The sequence below is a fragment of the Psychrilyobacter atlanticus DSM 19335 genome, from assembly GCF_000426625.1.
Lineage (GTDB): Bacteria > Fusobacteriota > Fusobacteriia > Fusobacteriales > Fusobacteriaceae > Psychrilyobacter > Psychrilyobacter atlanticus.
In genome coordinates, this window is sequence record NZ_KE384547.1 from 577,746 (window position 1) to 594,301 (window position 16,556).

At 32.5% G+C, this 16,556-nt stretch carries 14 protein-coding genes; 11 read left to right on the top strand and 3 right to left on the bottom strand.

Features of this window, described 5'->3' with window-relative positions; all coding sequences use genetic code 11:
• Positions 1-75: 75 nt before the first annotated feature.
• The 6 genes from K337_RS17550 (at position 76) to K337_RS0103255 (ending at position 4,730) form a co-directional block, all read left to right on the top strand.
• A complete protein-coding gene (locus tag K337_RS17550) occupies positions 76-717 on the top strand; it encodes a hypothetical protein (RefSeq protein WP_051251583.1) in 642 nt (213 codons plus the stop codon).
• A 43-nt stretch (positions 718-760) separates the two neighbouring features.
• A complete protein-coding gene (locus K337_RS0103235) occupies positions 761-1,411 on the top strand; it encodes a response regulator transcription factor (RefSeq protein WP_028855322.1) in 651 nt (216 codons plus the stop codon).
• The gene (locus K337_RS17555; protein ID WP_051251584.1) at positions 1,408-2,784 is read left to right on the top strand and encodes a sensor histidine kinase; all 1,377 of its coding nucleotides are present in this window, start codon (positions 1,408-1,410) and stop codon (positions 2,782-2,784) included. The genes K337_RS0103235 and K337_RS17555 overlap by 4 nt, the downstream gene beginning before the upstream one ends.
• A 134-nt stretch (positions 2,785-2,918) precedes the next feature.
• Positions 2,919-3,047 carry an SHOCT domain-containing protein gene (locus K337_RS0103245; protein WP_211226079.1) on the top strand — a complete coding sequence of 43 codons (129 nt, stop codon included), beginning with the start codon at positions 2,919-2,921 and terminating at the stop codon, positions 3,045-3,047.
• 15 nt (positions 3,048-3,062) lie between these two features.
• Entirely contained in the window at positions 3,063-4,370 is a 1,308-nt protein-coding gene (gene hflX / locus K337_RS0103250; protein ID WP_037029136.1) for a GTPase HflX, read from the top strand.
• Between the two features lie 159 nt (positions 4,371-4,529).
• Positions 4,530-4,730: a cold-shock protein gene (locus K337_RS0103255; RefSeq protein ID WP_028855325.1), complete on the top strand. Its 201-nt coding sequence runs from the start codon at positions 4,530-4,532 to the stop codon at positions 4,728-4,730.
• 815 nt (positions 4,731-5,545) lie between these two features.
• Here K337_RS0103255 and abc-f read toward each other — a convergent pair.
• The 3 genes from abc-f to K337_RS0103270 form a co-directional block, all read right to left on the bottom strand.
• Complete coding sequence (gene abc-f / locus K337_RS0103260; RefSeq protein WP_028855326.1) at positions 5,546-7,414, bottom strand: ribosomal protection-like ABC-F family protein; 1,869 nt, start codon at positions 7,412-7,414, stop codon at positions 5,546-5,548.
• A 1,031-nt stretch (positions 7,415-8,445) separates the two neighbouring features.
• Positions 8,446-8,895 carry a threonine/serine exporter family protein gene (locus K337_RS0103265; protein ID WP_028855327.1) on the bottom strand — a complete coding sequence of 150 codons (450 nt, stop codon included), beginning with the start codon at positions 8,893-8,895 and terminating at the stop codon, positions 8,446-8,448.
• Positions 8,896-9,648, bottom strand: coding sequence for a threonine/serine exporter family protein (locus K337_RS0103270; RefSeq protein ID WP_028855328.1), 753 nt, complete (start codon positions 9,646-9,648; stop codon positions 8,896-8,898).
• A 735-nt stretch (positions 9,649-10,383) separates the two neighbouring features.
• Between K337_RS0103270 and K337_RS0103275 the strand changes: the two genes are divergently transcribed.
• From K337_RS0103275 to K337_RS0103300, 5 genes are all read left to right on the top strand, one after another.
• Positions 10,384-11,616 carry a dicarboxylate/amino acid:cation symporter gene (locus K337_RS0103275; protein ID WP_037029139.1) on the top strand — a complete coding sequence of 411 codons (1,233 nt, stop codon included), beginning with the start codon at positions 10,384-10,386 and terminating at the stop codon, positions 11,614-11,616.
• A gap of 889 nt (positions 11,617-12,505) precedes the next feature.
• Positions 12,506-12,820, top strand: a complete 315-nt coding sequence (gene ylxM, locus K337_RS0103285; RefSeq protein WP_028855330.1) for a YlxM family DNA-binding protein — start codon at positions 12,506-12,508, stop codon at positions 12,818-12,820.
• 10 nt (positions 12,821-12,830) lie between these two features.
• Positions 12,831-14,168 carry a signal recognition particle protein gene (gene ffh, locus K337_RS0103290; RefSeq protein ID WP_028855331.1) on the top strand — a complete coding sequence of 446 codons (1,338 nt, stop codon included), beginning with the start codon at positions 12,831-12,833 and terminating at the stop codon, positions 14,166-14,168.
• A gap of 56 nt (positions 14,169-14,224) precedes the next feature.
• Complete coding sequence (gene rpsP, locus K337_RS0103295; protein WP_028855332.1) at positions 14,225-14,488, top strand: 30S ribosomal protein S16; 264 nt, start codon at positions 14,225-14,227, stop codon at positions 14,486-14,488.
• Positions 14,489-15,600: 1,112 nt separating this feature from the next.
• The gene (locus K337_RS0103300) at positions 15,601-16,545 is read left to right on the top strand and encodes a hypothetical protein (RefSeq protein ID WP_028855333.1); all 945 of its coding nucleotides are present in this window, start codon (positions 15,601-15,603) and stop codon (positions 16,543-16,545) included.
• Positions 16,546-16,556 lie beyond the last annotated feature (11 nt).

A 16,556-nucleotide genomic window follows, 5' to 3' on the forward strand; every position in this document is an offset into this window, starting at 1 on the left:
AGCTTTTCTCTGGATGTTTTTCTTTGATCTCTGTAAAGCACTGTGTCAAAAATAAAAGAATAAAAGGTAGGAAAGATGCAGAATTTAGATTTTACAACGATAGATACAATAGGTTTAGTATTGGGGTTATTCTCCGTATTCATAGGAATAAAATATCCTGACTGGGATTTTAAATTAAAATTAAAACACAGATCCATATTGACTCACAGCCCATTAATTATAGCTTTTTTTGTATATATATATATGAAAAAACAGGGTGGATTTTTAGGTTTTGGAGGAGAGCAAGAGATTGGATTTAGGTATTTTATAATGGGGTTTTCCATAGGAATGGGAATACATTTTCTCTATGACCTATTTCCTAAAGGGTGGAAAGGGAGTGCACTTTTGCACGTTCCAATCTTAAATAGAAAGATAAAAAAATGGGGGAGTATAGTCCTCTTTGTTTTATTTACTTTGATCTCACTTATGGTAGGAATAAGACTTAGCAGCTCCATAGAAGAAACGATCTTATTTTTAATTTTAGGACTTTTATTACTTGGATTAAATCGGAGAAAAGAAGGCAAATTAATAAGACCTACAGGATCTTTTTTATTTTTATTTTTAGGGGTTGCTTCCTATACAGATCCTCATTTTTATAGATTTTTGATAAAGAATATAGAATCTCTTTGGACGGCAGGGGAGGCAGGTGTAAAGATAGTCTTCACATTAATTTCATAATAATAGAGGATAATAAAAACAAATGGATTTTTAGGAGGAAATTATGAAAATACTTGTTGTAGAGGATGAGGAGAATATAAGAAAAGTAATAAAGAAAATCTTGGAAATAAATGAATTTGAGGTTTTAGAAGCTAGCGATGGAGCAGAAGCTATGGATATATTCTACAGAGAGAAAGTAGATTTAATTGTATTGGACTGGATGCTGCCGAAAATAAGCGGTATTGAAGTACTGAAGATGATCAGGGAAGAATCTAGTCTTCCAATCCTAATGCTTACAGCAAAATCTCAAGAGGACGATGAAGTAGAAGGGCTAGAAGTAGGAGCAAACGATTATCTAAAGAAACCGTTTAGTTTGAAAATATTAATCACAAGGGTAAAAAAACTACTTAACTTAATAGGTGGAAGGAAAAGGTATGGTGTCTTAGATATCGACTTAAACAATCATAAGGTGTATATAAAAGGGAAGAACACGAATATATCTCCTAAGGAATTTGAGCTCTTGAATTATTTAATATTAAATAGTGGAATAGCCTTGAATAGGGAAAAAATATTATCTGATGTATGGGATTTTGCTTACGATGGAGATTATAGAACTGTAGATACCCATATAAAAACCTTGAGAAAAAAAATTGGTGCTGAACATATAACTACTGTAAGAGGGGTAGGTTATAAATTTGAGGTGGATAAAAGATGAAATTAAAACTGACTCATAAGGTGTTTATATTTTCTTTAGCCCTTGTATCTTTAGTGATAGTTGGTGGGATCTACATAAATAATAACTATTTGGAAGATTTTTACTCTAATAGGAGGATAGCTCAGATAAAAAAAGTACGTGAACTGATCTCTGAGGGAGTCCCTACAGAGGAAGAGCTCGACACCTATGCACAAAAATATAATATTACAATAAATATGATGGATAGGGTAAGCCCCAGGCGTATAGCGAGATATCAATTAGATGAAAACAATGAGGGGAACAGGCTAAGCAAACACAGGGGAATGGATCATTTAGAATATTATAAATTACTTCCGACAGGACAGTTTATAATTCTAAGGATATCCATGGATTCTATACAGAGTACAGTAGGAATAGTAAATGAATTTTATATCTATGAAGGAATAGCCATATTGATAGGGTCACTTTTTTTTGTATATATATTTTCCCTTCATATTACACGGCCTATAATAGCTTTAAATTCTATCATAAGAAGGATGGTGAATATGGATTTTTCCTATAGGGCCAATATAAAAAGCGGGGATGAACTGGAAGAATTAGGAGATAATATAAACTTTCTCTCCTCTGAACTGGAAAAAAATATAGGGCAGCTAAAACTATCCAACATGAAACTTAAAGATGAAGTAGAAAAGAGAAGGAAGATAGATGAACTCAGAAAGGAGTTTATTGCCAGTGTAACCCATGAGATAAAGACTCCTGTAACGGTAATAAATACCCATGCTGAGATGCTTCTCTATGATTTGGTTGAAAATAAGGAGGAAGGAAAGGAATATCTGAAGACTATTATGTCTGAGGGAGACAATATAAGCACCCTTTTGAATGAATTAATAAAACTTATAAAGTTAGAGGAAAAAATAGTGGATATAGAGATAGATAAACTAGATTTATTCGACCTGTTAAGGGAAGAGAGTTCTAAATATAAGATAGATCTCGTAGAGAAAAATGTAAGTTTAATATTAAATTTAGAGGAAGATATGATAGCTTTGGGGGACAATTTTAAGATAAGACAGGTTGTAAATAATCTTTTGAGTAATGGAGTGTCCTATGTAGAAAATGGCGGTGAACTCAGAGTTAATTTAGAAACTATAGAAGATAAAGCAAGGGTAGAGGTAATAAATACAGGATCTTCTATCCCGGAAGATAAGTTAGAAAATATTTGGAAGGCGTTCTACAGAGTGGAGAAATCTAGGAATAAAAAGTATGGCGGGACAGGTCTTGGGCTCACTATAGTTAATGGGATCTTAGAAAGGCATGGATCAGAATTTGGTGTAGAAAATATAAAAAATGGTGTAAAATTTTGGTTTACACTGAAAAAAGTATCCAAGGAGGTATAAACGTGGGGAGTCATATGATGAATCATGAGACGATGAATGGATTATCGGGGGGGATTTATTGGGTCTTTATGTTATTTCGAGGAGTTGCGGGTTTTATTTTCCCTCTAATATTGTTATACTTAGTCTATAGGTTTATGAAGGGAAAAAAAGGAGAATTTCTTGAAAAATCAGAAACACCTTTAGAAAGATTGAAGATGAGATTAGTTAAAGGAGAGATAACCAAGGAAGAGTACGAAGAATTAAAAAAAATAATAGAAGATTAGATAAAGGAGAGATTTATGGGAAGACCAGGAAAAGTAAAAGGTTTTATAGATAGTGTGATTGGAAAGGCTATAGTTGTAGGAATAGAGGTTTTTGCTAGAAAAAGTAATGTATCTTTAGAGGATTCATTATCAGAGTTAAAGGAATTATCTCATGCTGCAGGAATAGAAACTGTTTATACAATAAGCCAGAGAAAGAATAGAATAGAGTCTGGGACTTATTTAGGAAGTGGAAAAATAGAGGAAATAAGGGCTTTGGCGGCTAGGTATGGTGCTGATATCCTCCTTGTAGACGATGAACTTTCGGGGATACAGATAAGAAATCTAGAGAGCATATTGGATATGGAGATAATAGATAGAACCAGTTTGATCCTGGATATATTCGCTAACAGAGCTAAGAGTAAGGAAGGTAAACTACAGGTTGAATTAGCCAGATTGAGATATGAAAAACCTAGGATTGTAGGAGGGAGTAGCCAGCTATCAAAACAAGCCGGAGGAATAGGATCTAGAGGACTGGGAGAAAAGAAGTTAGAGTTAGATAGGAGAACTATCGATAAGAGGATAAGGGATGTAGAAAGATCGATAGAGGGTTTAAAAAAACAAAGGGAAGTACAAAAAAATAAAAGAAGAAAGAGTCATCTCCAGACAGTTGCTCTAATTGGATATACAAATGCAGGGAAATCAACTTTGATGAATACTTTCTTAAGGGTGAATAACCCACTCAAGAGTAAACATGAATCACCAGTTGCAGACATGTTATTTGCTACATTGGATCCATTTCACAGAAAAGTAAAATTAAAAGATAATCTAGAGTTTATATTGACGGATACAGTTGGGTTTGTGAGTAAATTACCCCATACTCTGGTGGATGCTTTTATGTCAACATTAGAAGAGGTAAAAGATGCAGATCTACTTTTATATGTGGTAGATGTATCCAATGAGGAGTATGAACACCAATTAAAAGTTACTAAAAACGTAGTAAAGGAGTTAGGAGCACAAGAAATTCCATATATAATAGTTCAAAATAAAAAAGATCGATTAGATCCGGAAAAACTTTTAGAAATTATTGATCCCCTAGAAACAACAATACCGATATCTGCTTTAAATGGTGATGGACTAGATCAGTTGATCTCTGGAATTGAGGAAAAAATCATGAAGGATTATAGAGTTGTAAACTTGATTATTCCATTTGAAAGAGGATCTATGGCCAACTATATATTGGAGAATACCAAGGTTGTAGAGCATAAATATTTAGATGATGGACTCCATGTAAGGGCCTATTTAAACGGACACGATATCAATAAATATAATTTATTTTTAGTATAAAAAGTAAAAATACTTGACAAAATCTAAAGGTCGTAGTATTATATAAGAAGTAACAGGAAGTTAACAAAAGTTTCATTGAGTAAGAAGCCCTTCTGGGATTGAAGTTAAATGGATTTTGAGAAAGCTTTACTGTATTAAAATTTTACGGAGGTAACACACATGTTAAAAGGAACAGTTAAATGGTTTAATGACGATAAAGGATTTGGATTTATCCAAGCTGAAGATGGAAACGACTACTTCGCACATTTCTCTCAAATCAACAAAGAAGGATTCAAAACTTTAAAAGAAGGGGAAGAAGTAACTTTCGAAATCACTGAAGGTGCTAAAGGTCCTCAAGCTTCAAACATCGAAACTGTATAATTTCTTTATTTGAAAGTTAAGCGATAGATTTATTCTATCGCTTTTTTTTATATAAAAAAACTAGTCACGAATTGCACATATGGATACGAAAAAAATTTAGTCGCAGATTACGCAGAAAGTGGAGGATTATTTAACCAAGAGAAAAAGATTTCTTAGTGACCTCTCCAGTTATTCTTTGTGAGCTTCGAGTAAGGAATTAGGTTAAAAAAATTCGTGATACATTTAAATTTCTTTATTGACTGATAAAGAAACTTATATATTTAATTTTTTTCATTAGTATGAACAAAATTAATACTCATATATCCATCGTATACCTTCGTGACAAAAAGGAAAGGTCCAAAGTTTCCGCCTTTGATACGGCTCTATGTTCTTTTTATCTGAAAAAGAAATAGAGGAAAGAAAAGCAGACTTTTTCTAAATAATGTTATAAAGTGAGACCATGGATCCCCGTTTCTTAGTGAGGTGCCTGATGGGCATAATGGGCACGACGAAACTCGCAAGATATCTGCTGAGAAGTATGGTAACATCCAGAAAAAGGAATAAAGTCAAAAAAAATAGCTTAAAACCAAGAAAAAGATTTCTTAGTGAATTATTTAGCCTTTCCTTGTGAACTTCGTGTAAGGGTTTAGGTTTTTTATCTGTGTAATTCGTGACAAAAAATAGCTCCTGTGTTGTAGCAGTAGGATGTTGTAATTCGTGACAAAAAAGAAAAGGTTATAAATCAGTGAAAATCCTAGCTATTATCAGACCTGATCCGTGTACCTATGAAATACAAAAAAAGTTTTTGACTTTAGATATTAAAAAAAGAAGAGCTTTTAAGATAAAAGCTCTTCTAATTCAAACATTTCTTCCAGTAAATTTTCATAATCTATCTCATTTTTTTCTTTTTCTTCGATTAAATTACCTAATTTTGTATAATCATCTTGATTTAAAGAGATATCGGTCTCTAAATTATCCAGGGTTTTTAAAAGTTTTGTTTCAAGGTCTTTTAATTTTTTCAGTCTACGCTCATCATTTTTTTGTTTTTGATTATCCCTGACTCTGGTATCTACTTTAACTTTTTTTATAACTTCTACGATTGCTTCTGAAGTCTGATCTAAGTAATAATTAAAATTACCAGGATAATCATACAAAGTTTGATCCTTTAATTCCACAATCCTATTTGCGATTTTATTTAAAAAGTATCTATCGTGGGAAATAAATAGAAGAGTTCCGTTAAATGAAGCCAGTGTTTCTTCTAAAATTTCTTTAAAATGCAGATCCAAATGATTAGTGGGTTCGTCTAGGATAAGAAGATTGAATCCATTGTTTATCATGATAGCTAATTTTAACCTGGCTTTTTCTCCTCCACTGAGGGATTCTATTTTTTTATTTAAATCTTCATTATAGAAGTGGAATTTTGCTAAACATCTATGAAGTTCAGATTCTTTGACAATACTTTCATTTCTAAAAACATCGATTAGAGTAGCTTGGTAGTCTGTAAATGTGAGGTTTTGGTCGAGATAAGCAACCTTTAGGTTGGTTCCGAGAGTAATACCATCGGCTTCATCTAGGATCATCTTTAAAAGTGTAGATTTACCGCTGCCGTTAGAACCTATGATACCCAATTTTTCACCTAGATACAAATCTAAAGAGATATTTTTAAATAGTAATTTGTCATTTATTCTCTTAGAAATTTTTTCTATTTTAATAACTCTTTTACCACTTCTCCCCTGGCTGTCAAAATCAAATGAAATGTTTTTTTCTATTTTTGGTTTATCTATTTTTTCCATTTTTTCTATACGTTTTCTCATGTTTTCAGCTTTGATAAACATAGATTCGTTATCACCATTACTACCCCAGTGTCTAAATCTTCTAATAGCATCTTCCATCTGTTTGATTTTTTTCTCCTGAGCTAAGAATATTTCTAATTCTTTGAGATATCTCCTTTCTTTTTCTACAACGTAGTAACTATAGTTCCCGTTGAATATCTCAGCACCTTTATGATTTAATTCGTAAATTTTATCGATAGTATTATCTAAAAAATACCTGTCATGGGAGATTAAGAAAATACTTTTTTTATATCCTTTAACAAATTCTTCCAACCATTTTATAGAACTGAGGTCCAGATGGTTTGTGGGTTCGTCCAATAGCAATAGATCTGGTTCATCTACCAAAGCTTTAGCAAGAAAAACTCTATTTTTTTCCCCACCACTAAGTTCACTAATCTTTTTTTTCAAAAATTTGTCAGGAATTTTTAACCCTAATTTAATTTTTTTAATTTTTTCATCTATCTCGTAACCGCCTTGAGATTCAAATTCCTCCTGTAATTTACCATAATTTATGAGATCCTCATTATAGGTAGGAGAAGTGTGGTCTTCGATCAGTTTTAAAGAATTGTTAATTTTTCTTTCTAAAGTCAAAAGGTTGTCGAATCCACTGTATAGAACTTCATTGACATCACTATTTAAAAAACTGGTGAAATCTTGTACTAAATACCCGATTTTAAGATTTTTTTGTAAGGTCAGGTTCCCACTGCTGTAATCTTCTATTTTAGAGATTATTTTAAAGATAGTTGATTTACCGCTTCCATTTTTGCCGATCAAACCAATTTTTTCACCTTCTATTATTCTAAGTGATATATCGTCTAATATTAAATTCGAACCATAGTACTTAGTTATTTTATCCATAGTAACTTGTAACATCTATATCTCCTTCTAAACTTTGATTTGTTGTTATATTATTTCTAATTTTTATGTCTGGACGCAACGTCATGTTGTTTAAAATTAGATTGTTGTCTTGAATTCTAGTATATAATAAATCCAGTAAAAAAGCTAAGTGAAAAAAATTAAGAAAATAAATTTTATCACTAAGAAAAGAGATCACGGAGTTACACTGAGAAAACTCTGTGAACCTCAGTGCGCTCCGTGACTCTGCGTTGCAAGAATTTAATCTGTGATACATTTAAAATTAAATTTTAGAGTACATTTAATTTTGATAATCGTATATCTTTGATTTTTAATCCATAGAAATCTGTGTCAAAAAGAAATTAACCGCGAATGACGCTAATTAGACGAATGAGAAAAACAATTGATGATAAAAAATGTACAATTGAAAATTGAAAATGAAAAGATAAAAATCTAGTCACGAATTACACTAATTAACCCGAATGAAAAGAAAGTTACACGAAGAAAAAAATGATTTCTTAGTGAGCTCTCTGGCTTATCCTTGGTGAGCTTCGTGTAAGGAATTAGGTTTTAAAAATCAGTGTCAAAAAAAGAAGGATCTAAAGATTCCATCTTTAATACGGGTCTCTTTTCTCTGTGAAAGAAAATGAGACGTAAAAGTTCAAGAAGTTTCTAATTGTCTTGGTTAAGTAAGTCACGATCGTCATTGTAGGAACAGTGGGTTGAAGCGGAACGACTATAAACTTCACTTTAGATTTAAAAACCAAGAAAAGAAAAGAAAGACTCCTGTGCTGTGGCAGTATATTCTGTAGATTAGTGCTGATCGGTGGCAAAAAGAAGCTTTTAAATCAGTGAAGATCCTAGTTGTTATCAGACTTGATCTGTGTACCTATGAACTTAAAAAGAGGTAAAATCTAAATAAGAATTTAACCGCGAATGACGCTAATTAAACGAATGATAAAAACAATTGATAGTTAGTGGCAAAATAGTTTCTAACTTTGCATATTTGAAAAAAGGAGCTTCATAAAAAAGCTCCTCTTAACTTTAATTTAAGACATGTTTCTTGAATGTCTATTTTTTTGTCCGGTCTTAAGAATTCTTACAAGGGATGAAACAACTACTATCCCAAAAGAAAGAGCTCCTGCTGCAAACATAGTTTCGACACCTTTAAAAACAGCCTTTTCCATATCTTTTTCTAGCATGTAAAACATAGTGTAATATATACCACTTCCAGGAACTAACGGTATCAATCCACTGATTAGAATCGATGTAACCGGAGTTTTTAAAAATCTGGCTAGGATTTCCGAGCATAGAGTTAAAACAACAGATGGTGCAAAGTAAGAAAACATCAAAGAGGTGTTGTGTTTAACACAAAGTAAGTAAGTGAACCAACTTACACCTCCTACTAGGGCAGAAAAAAATAAATTTTTCCCCCGAATATTAAAGATAATACCGAATCCCAAAGTTGCTAAAATAGCTACTAAACTTTGTATAAACATCTAAAAAGTACCTCCTGTCATAAGATAACTTATAGCAACACCTGTTCCTACAGCTAAAGAAGTGGCTACGAGGAGAGCTTCTGCTCCACGAGCCATTCCTGTCATATAATCTCCTGCGATAATATCTCTGATCCCGTTGGTCAATGCAAGTCCTGGAACTAATAGCATCAGGGAACCTATGACGGCTTTGTCAGTGTTATCAATTATATGGATTATATGGAGGTAGTGAGCCATAAAAGCGCTGAGGGCTCCTCCTAATGTGTTTACAAATATTCCATTTAATTCATACTTACTAAAAGAGTAAGAAAGTAGGTATATAGCTCCTCCGATAGGAAGTGTTCCCAGAAAATCTTGAGCATTCCCTCCAAAAATTAAAGCGAAAGAAGCAGCGGTTGTGCAGTAAAAGATAAAATTAAGGAGCATAGAATATCTGGGAATCTTATCTACTGCCTTTAATTTTTCCATGAATTCATTACAGTTGTAGCTATCTGCATCTCTAGCAAGATCGTTTATTTGATGCACCTTCTCCAAGTTAACTGTTCTGGATCTTATACGGATAACATTTGAGAGAGTTACATCATCTTTTGTAACCGATACTATAATACCACTCAAGGTAGCAAAACAATCGGCTGTAGCATTATGGAGTTCAGAGATTCGAGTTACTGCATCCTCGGCTCTATAAGTCTCCCCTCCGTTTTCTAAGATCATTTTTCCTGCATAGGAAGCTATTTTAAGTATTTTATTTAATGTCATTTTGACCCCCCAATTTAACATGTTTTTTATAGTTGAATTTAATTTAAATGTAACGTCATATTGCCTTTTTATTATATCATATTGAGACCTTTTGAATATAGAGGAAAATAAAAGAATTTGACACAGAGTTCACCAAGAGGAAAAGAAAAAAATAAACAAGAATCTAACCGCGAATAATGCCAAGGATACAAATAAACATTTAAAAAATTTGACACGGAGATACACTGAGGAAAAAAAGAGAACACGGAGAAAGACTTAGTCACGAATTAACACGAAAAAGCATAGAACGCGAATGTATAAATACACTACCCGATATGGGCATCACCAAAGTAGCTATTAGTTTTCTAGCGAAAACATAGAACTTTGCGTCCACGGATAGAAGCTATGAAAAAGCAGGATTTTAATTTTTAGTTAAAATTAAGAAAAAATAGGGTGATCTGTGGAGATTATCGATTTTCTGTGTACCTCGTAGAGGTTCGTGTTCTATTTAATTAATGGTAAAGAAGGCTTATGTGCTGTAGTAGTGAGAGTTTTTGAAATTAGTGTAAATTGGTGGCAAAAAATAATTTCTCACTAACTCTCTTCAATTCATTTATTTGTTTTTCATATAAATACAATATTATTTAGATATTTTAAATAATTGTGAAAAATTAGTATAATCATATTATAATTTTTAACTGGATTAAAGTATATCGCATAAGAATAAATGTTTTATTGATTAAAGGGGATGAAAAGATGAAAAAAATAAGTAACAGTACAATGATATTGATAGCGATGGTTCTAGGTATCCTAGCAGGAGCATTTTTAGGAGAAAAAGGTGTGATCTTTGCACCATTAGGAAATATTTTTATTAGCTTGATCAAGATGCTGGTTATACCTTTGGTATTTTTTAGTATTATTTCTGGGGCAGCGGCATTGGGGAAAACTAAATCAGCAGGGAAAGTTGGAGTATTTACAATAGTTTATTATTTAGGTACATCAGCAATATCTGTTGTATTAGGGTTATTGGCAGGGAATATCTTTAAGCCAGGTTTAGGTGTAAAGGTTCCGGCTTCACTGATGACAGATGCTACTACATATGCAGAAAATTCCAATGTAGCCGGGTTTTGGGATACAATCCAAGGAATTATCCCTGGAAACCCATTTGAATCATTGGTGAGTGGAAATATCTTGCAGATATTATTCTTTGCACTATTCTTCGGAATAGCGCTATCTACAATGGATGAGAAAAAGCAAAAACCAGTAACGGATATTTTGGATACTGTAAATGATGGGATGATATGGATGATAAAAAAAGTATTGGTCATTGCACCATTAGGAGTTTTTGGATTGATGACTAATTCAATTGCGTTATTCGGTATGGATATAATGGTATTAGTTCTTAAATTATTAGCTGTTTTCAGTGGAACATTGGGAATAATTCATTTTATCGTGATCCCTATGTTGGTAAAAGTGTTAGGCGGGATGAACCCACTGACTTTCTTAAAAGGAATGAAGGAAACTCAGATATTAGCATTTGCTTCAGCTTCTTCAATGGCTACGTTGCCTATAAATAAACAGGAATGCGAAGAATTGGGTGTAAAGCAAGAGGTGACGTCATTTGTATTACCGTTAGGAGCTACAATTAATATGAATGGAAATGCTATGTTATATGCGTTGACAGCGGTATTCTTTGCTCAAATGTTTGGGGTAGAATTGGGAATGGCTCAGTATACGGCAATAATTTTAACTTCTGTATTGGGAGCAATTGGAACAGCAGGGGTTCCAGGACCTGCATTATTGGTAGTAGCAGTATTGGTAGCAGCAGGAATTCCAGTAACAGCACTACCACTTATCTTTGGGGTAGATAGATTGTTTGATATGATGAGAACTTCTACAAATGTATTAGGAGATGCTTCTTGTGCTATAATCGTGGAAAAGATGATAATAGAGGAATCGGCAAAAGAATCGGTATTGAAGGAAGCATAAATTGAAATAGATTAAAAGAGGATTTGAAATTTTTTCAAATCCTCTTTTAGTTTTGGTTAAAGCTAAGAAAAAACTTTTGGTCACAGATAAACTTAAAAAAATAAAATCTGTGACAAAAAAAGTTCCAAAGTTTCCGTCTTTGATACGAGTTACTTTTTCTCTTGAAAGAAAAATTAACGAAAAAGTTCAAGAAGGTTTATAATGGTCTTTGCATTGTAAGACACGATCGTCATTGTAGAAACAGCGGGCTGAAGCGCAACGACTATAAACTTCGATTTAAAGTCAAAAGATTCTTAAGCTTCCTCGTTAGTGTGTTTTCAACGAGTATTAAAATTAAACTTATTGAATATTAATTTATAAATGTTGACTAAACATGAAAGACGAAGCAATAACCTCTGGTTCTAACCCCAAAAAAGCTTTTATCTGTGATACATTTAATTTTTATAGTCGTATATCTTAGGTTTTTAATCCATAGAAATCTGTGTCAAAAAATAAAACTTCTTTGTTATGGCAGTAAAATTTTTCAAATCTGCGACAAAAAACTCTGGGAATCTCAGTGTTCTCTGCGTCTCTGTGTTGAGGGGCTTTCTCAATCTGTGAAAATTAGAGAGTTTTCTGTGTATTTCGATAGAGATTCGCGTTCTATGGATTAGGAGTCAAATTCAAAGTCAGATTTTAGTCTGTGTCAAAGATATTATTTACCAAGGCTCCTATGTTGTGGCAGTAAAGTTCTATAGATTTGTGTAAATTGGTGGCAAAAAAGTGATAATCTAGTTTTATCAAAAAATTAAAAGTTGAGATGGAAGTGAAAATTTGATATAATACTTTTAATGTAAAGAAAAAACACTTGACATAATGGTGGAGATATATTATAATACAGGGGTAAATTATGGAATTAAATGAATTTTTAGAAATTTCGATACTTTTAGGTTACTACGGGAACCTTTTAAGTGATAAACAGAGAACCTATATGGAAGAGCACTTTGAAGATGATTATTCTCTTTCTGAGATTGCAAAATCTCACGGTATCAGCAGACAAGCAGTCTATGATAACATCAAGAGGGGAATTAAAATTCTGAAAGGGTATGAAGAAAAAATAGGGTTCCTAAAGAGAGAAAAAGAAATAAGACAGAGTTTGAAAGAACTAAAGGCAAATTATAGTGAAGCAAAGTTAGACAGCTTAATAGCAAGTTTTGATATATAAGAGGTGTTCTATGTTAGATAATTTAGGAAATAAATTCCAAGGAATATTTAAAAAGGTAAGGGGACATGGAAAATTAACAGAGGATAATATAAAGGCTGCCTTAAAAGAAGTAAGGTTGTCATTATTAGAAGCTGATGTTAACTACCGTGTAGTAAAGGACTTTGTAAATAAAATAAAGGAAAAAGCTGTAGGAGAAAATACACTTAGTGGTATCAATCCTGGACAGCAATTTATAAAAATCGTAAATGATGAATTAACAGAACTATTAGGTGGGACAAATGCGAGATTAACTAAGGCTCACAGAGGTCCGACAATAATCATGTTAGCTGGATTGCAGGGAGCAGGTAAAACTACCTTTGCAGCTAAGTTAGCAAAATATTTGAAAAAAAATGGAGAGAAACCGTTTTTAGTAGGGGCAGACGTATATAGACCGGCAGCTATGAAACAACTTCAAGTTTTAGGAGACCAGATTGGTGTACCTGTATATTACGAAGAAGGAAGTAAAGACGCTGTAGGTATTTGTCAAGCTGGTGTAAAAAAAGCCAGAGCCGAAGAAGCAACTTATATAATCCTGGATACAGCAGGAAGACTCCATATAGATGAAGGTCTTATGGAAGAGTTAAATCAGATAAGAAAAAAAGTCAGACCTCAAGAAATACTATTAGTAGTAGATGCAATGATTGGTCAAGATGCAGTTAATTTAGCAAGCAGTTTCAACGAAACTTTAAGTATAGATGGTGTAGTATTAACAAAGTTAGATGGAGACACCAGAGGTGGATCTGCGCTATCAATCAAAGCAGTAGTTGGAAAGCCGATTAAATTTATTGGTGTAGGAGAAAAGCTAGAGGATATCGAATTATTTCATCCTGAAAGATTAGTATCTAGAATCCTAGGAATGGGAGATGTGGTTTCCTTGGTTGAAAGAGCTCAAGGTGCCATAGATGAAGATGAAGCTAAGTTACTAGAAGAAAAATTAAGAAAGCAAGAATTTGATTTAGAAGATTTTCTAAAGCAATTACAAAATATAAAGAAAATGGGACCTATTGGAAATATCTTGAAGATGTTACCAGGAGTAGGAGATCTAGGAGATCTAGCACCAGCTGAAAAAGAGATGAAAAAAACAGAAGCAATTATTCAGTCTATGACTGTAGAAGAAAGAAGAAAACCAAAAGTTATAAATGCCAGTAGAAAGAAAAGAATAGCTAGAGGATCTGCTACCCAAGTTCATGACATAAATAAGATGTTAAAGCAATTTGAACAAATGAAGGGTATGATGAAGATGTTCAGCGGTGGTAAAGGGATGCCTGGAATGCCTAAGATGGGTAAAGGGTTCAAATTACCGTTTTAAAACACAAATTATAATAAATTATTAAATAAATTAAAATGAGAAAAGGAGAAATAATTATGTTAAAGATTAGATTAACTAGATTAGGAAGCAAGAAGAGACCTGTTTACAGAGTAGTAGCAATGGAAGCATTACAAAAAAGAGATGGAAAGGCAATAGCTTACTTAGGTAACTACTATCCATTAGAAGATTCTAAAGTAGTATTAAAAGAGGAAGAAATCTTAAGATTATTAGGAAACGGAGCTCAACCTACGAGAACTGTTAAATCTTTATTAACTAAAGCTGGAATCTGGGCTAAGTTTGAAGAATCAAAGAAAAACTAATTTTATTTTATAAAATTTAAAAAGAACCCGAAAGGGTTCTTTTTTTTAGAAAAATAATTATAGATATGTTTTAGTTGGGAATTAAACAGAAAAAATATAATCTCTGTAATCTACGATAAAAAGAAAAATCCAAAGTTTCCGCCTTTGATACGGCTATGTTTCTTTTCGTGAGTCACATTTAAATTTATTTCTTTATTGAGTATAAACAAATTTAATACTCATGAATTGAAACGAGAAAGTAACCGCAAGGGTCATCACCAAAATATCTAGAGATTATTACATAATCTAAGAATTTTGAGAAAAAGCTCACTTTTTCTAAATAATGTTAATAAGTGAGACCATGGATACCCATTTCTTAGTGGGGTGCCTGACGGGCATGGAGGGTTCGACGAAACTCGCAAGAGATATTTTGAGAAGTAGGATCACATCTAGAAAAAGGAATGTACTCAAGATTTCAAAGTCAGAACCTAGTCAGTGGTAAAGGCAGCAGGTTCTAACCAAGAAATAGAAGCTTTAAGACCTGTGTAAATTAGAAATTTTTAGTGTATCTCGATAGAGATTAGGCGTTCAAAGGGTAAAATCTATAAATTCATACACAGTGATCAAAGACCTAACCTTGGACACGGAGATATACAGAGGGAAAAGAGAGCACGGAAAAAGAAATGGTCGCGAATGACACAAATTGATACGAAAAAAATCTCTGTGAAACTCTCATCTTATCTCAGAGAAACTCTGTGTTCCTAAAAAAAGAGAAAAAGATAGCACGCGGATGTTATTACATACACGGATAGAAGCTATGAATAAACAGGATTTTATTGTTTTTGGTTAAAACCAAGAAAAAAAGATTTCTTAGTGTGCTTTCTGACCTACCCTTTGTGATCTTAGTGATGAGATTGGGTTTGTAATCTGTGCACCTATAGATCTATTGGAGGGGATAAAACACATATAACTTAAAAATAACTTAAAAAAAGCAGTGTTTTATGATAGTATGGTTATACGATTAAACCGTATAATATTAAACTTTGATTTTTTGTTTATAAAAGGTAAAATATAAGATAGAATCTATTGAAATTATGATATAATGGAAGGAAAAGATTGATTGGAGGAGAGAGATGAGTAAAGAAATTTTAAAGCAGGAAGGAAGAGGTTATGAGGATGAGATAAACTTAGTAGATCTGCTGAAGATATTGATAAAAAATAAGGGATTAATATTATTAACGACTATAATAATTACAGCTTTTAGTATAGGAGGTGCTCTGTATATTAGATCTAATAAGATAAATAGATTTGGACAGAATTTTATATTGAAAACTTTAGCTGATAGTTACTATGGAAAGAAAGCACAGTTAAAAATAAAAAGTTTTAATGTGGAAGAGATGTTGTTAGATGATGGTATGGTAGATAAATTTTATGCTAATGAGGATTTTAATGAATATTATTTGGAGAAAATGAAAAATGAAAAAACTACTTCAGATGAGAGAAGAAAATTTTTAAATGATTCCATTGAATTGAAGGGAATAACAGAAAATAAAAAAATTAAATACTATACATTGAATACAACAATAAAAGATGAGGTGCTCAGTAAAAAAATGGTCGGGTTGTACCTAAGTATTATAAATCTAAAAAAAGTAACACTTATAAAAGATGCAATAGCAGAGGAAGAGTCTTTAGTTTTACAGAAAAGAGATCTATATGGTGAAAGAGTTAAAGGTGATGAAAAGAAGATAGCAGAGATAATAAAGAATCAATCGGTTTCAATATTGGAAAACCAGAATGTGATGTCTATTTTGACAATTACCAATCCGACCTTGATCCAAGAAATGAATAGTAATAAGGAATTATATAGTAAGTATTATGAGCAAGCTATAGGAATAAAAGGGGTAAAAGAAAATAAGAACTTAGATCAACAGGTTGAGAAAATATCATCTATCTATAAAATAGAAGAGAAAAGTAAAGCTAAGATGATAGTAGCTATAGGGCTTATATTGGGGTTGTTCTTAGGGATCTTTTTAGCCTTTATGAAGGAGTTCTTTGCAAATATAGATTTGAAGAACTAAAGAGAGATACT

What these genes read in the sequence shown, in the direction of transcription:
- K337_RS17550 (WP_051251583.1), top strand. Translation starts at nt 76, where the DNA reads ATGCAGAATTTAGATTTTACAACGATAGATACAATAGGTTTAGTATTG.
- K337_RS0103235 (WP_028855322.1), top strand. Translation starts at nt 761, where the DNA reads ATGAAAATACTTGTTGTAGAGGATGAGGAGAATATAAGAAAAGTAATA.
- K337_RS17555 (WP_051251584.1), top strand. Translation starts at nt 1,408, where the DNA reads ATGAAATTAAAACTGACTCATAAGGTGTTTATATTTTCTTTAGCCCTT.
- K337_RS0103245 (WP_211226079.1), top strand. Translation starts at nt 2,919, where the DNA reads ATGAAGGGAAAAAAAGGAGAATTTCTTGAAAAATCAGAAACACCTTTA.
- hflX (WP_037029136.1), top strand. Translation starts at nt 3,063, where the DNA reads ATGGGAAGACCAGGAAAAGTAAAAGGTTTTATAGATAGTGTGATTGGA.
- K337_RS0103255 (WP_028855325.1), top strand. Translation starts at nt 4,530, where the DNA reads ATGTTAAAAGGAACAGTTAAATGGTTTAATGACGATAAAGGATTTGGA.
- abc-f (WP_028855326.1), bottom strand. Translation starts at nt 7,414, where the DNA reads ATGTTACAAGTTACTATGGATAAAATAACTAAGTACTATGGTTCGAAT.
- K337_RS0103265 (WP_028855327.1), bottom strand. Translation starts at nt 8,895, where the DNA reads ATGTTTATACAAAGTTTAGTAGCTATTTTAGCAACTTTGGGATTCGGT.
- K337_RS0103270 (WP_028855328.1), bottom strand. Translation starts at nt 9,648, where the DNA reads ATGACATTAAATAAAATACTTAAAATAGCTTCCTATGCAGGAAAAATG.
- K337_RS0103275 (WP_037029139.1), top strand. Translation starts at nt 10,384, where the DNA reads ATGAAAAAAATAAGTAACAGTACAATGATATTGATAGCGATGGTTCTA.
- ylxM (WP_028855330.1), top strand. Translation starts at nt 12,506, where the DNA reads ATGGAATTAAATGAATTTTTAGAAATTTCGATACTTTTAGGTTACTAC.
- ffh (WP_028855331.1), top strand. Translation starts at nt 12,831, where the DNA reads ATGTTAGATAATTTAGGAAATAAATTCCAAGGAATATTTAAAAAGGTA.
- rpsP (WP_028855332.1), top strand. Translation starts at nt 14,225, where the DNA reads ATGTTAAAGATTAGATTAACTAGATTAGGAAGCAAGAAGAGACCTGTT.
- K337_RS0103300 (WP_028855333.1), top strand. Translation starts at nt 15,601, where the DNA reads ATGAGTAAAGAAATTTTAAAGCAGGAAGGAAGAGGTTATGAGGATGAG.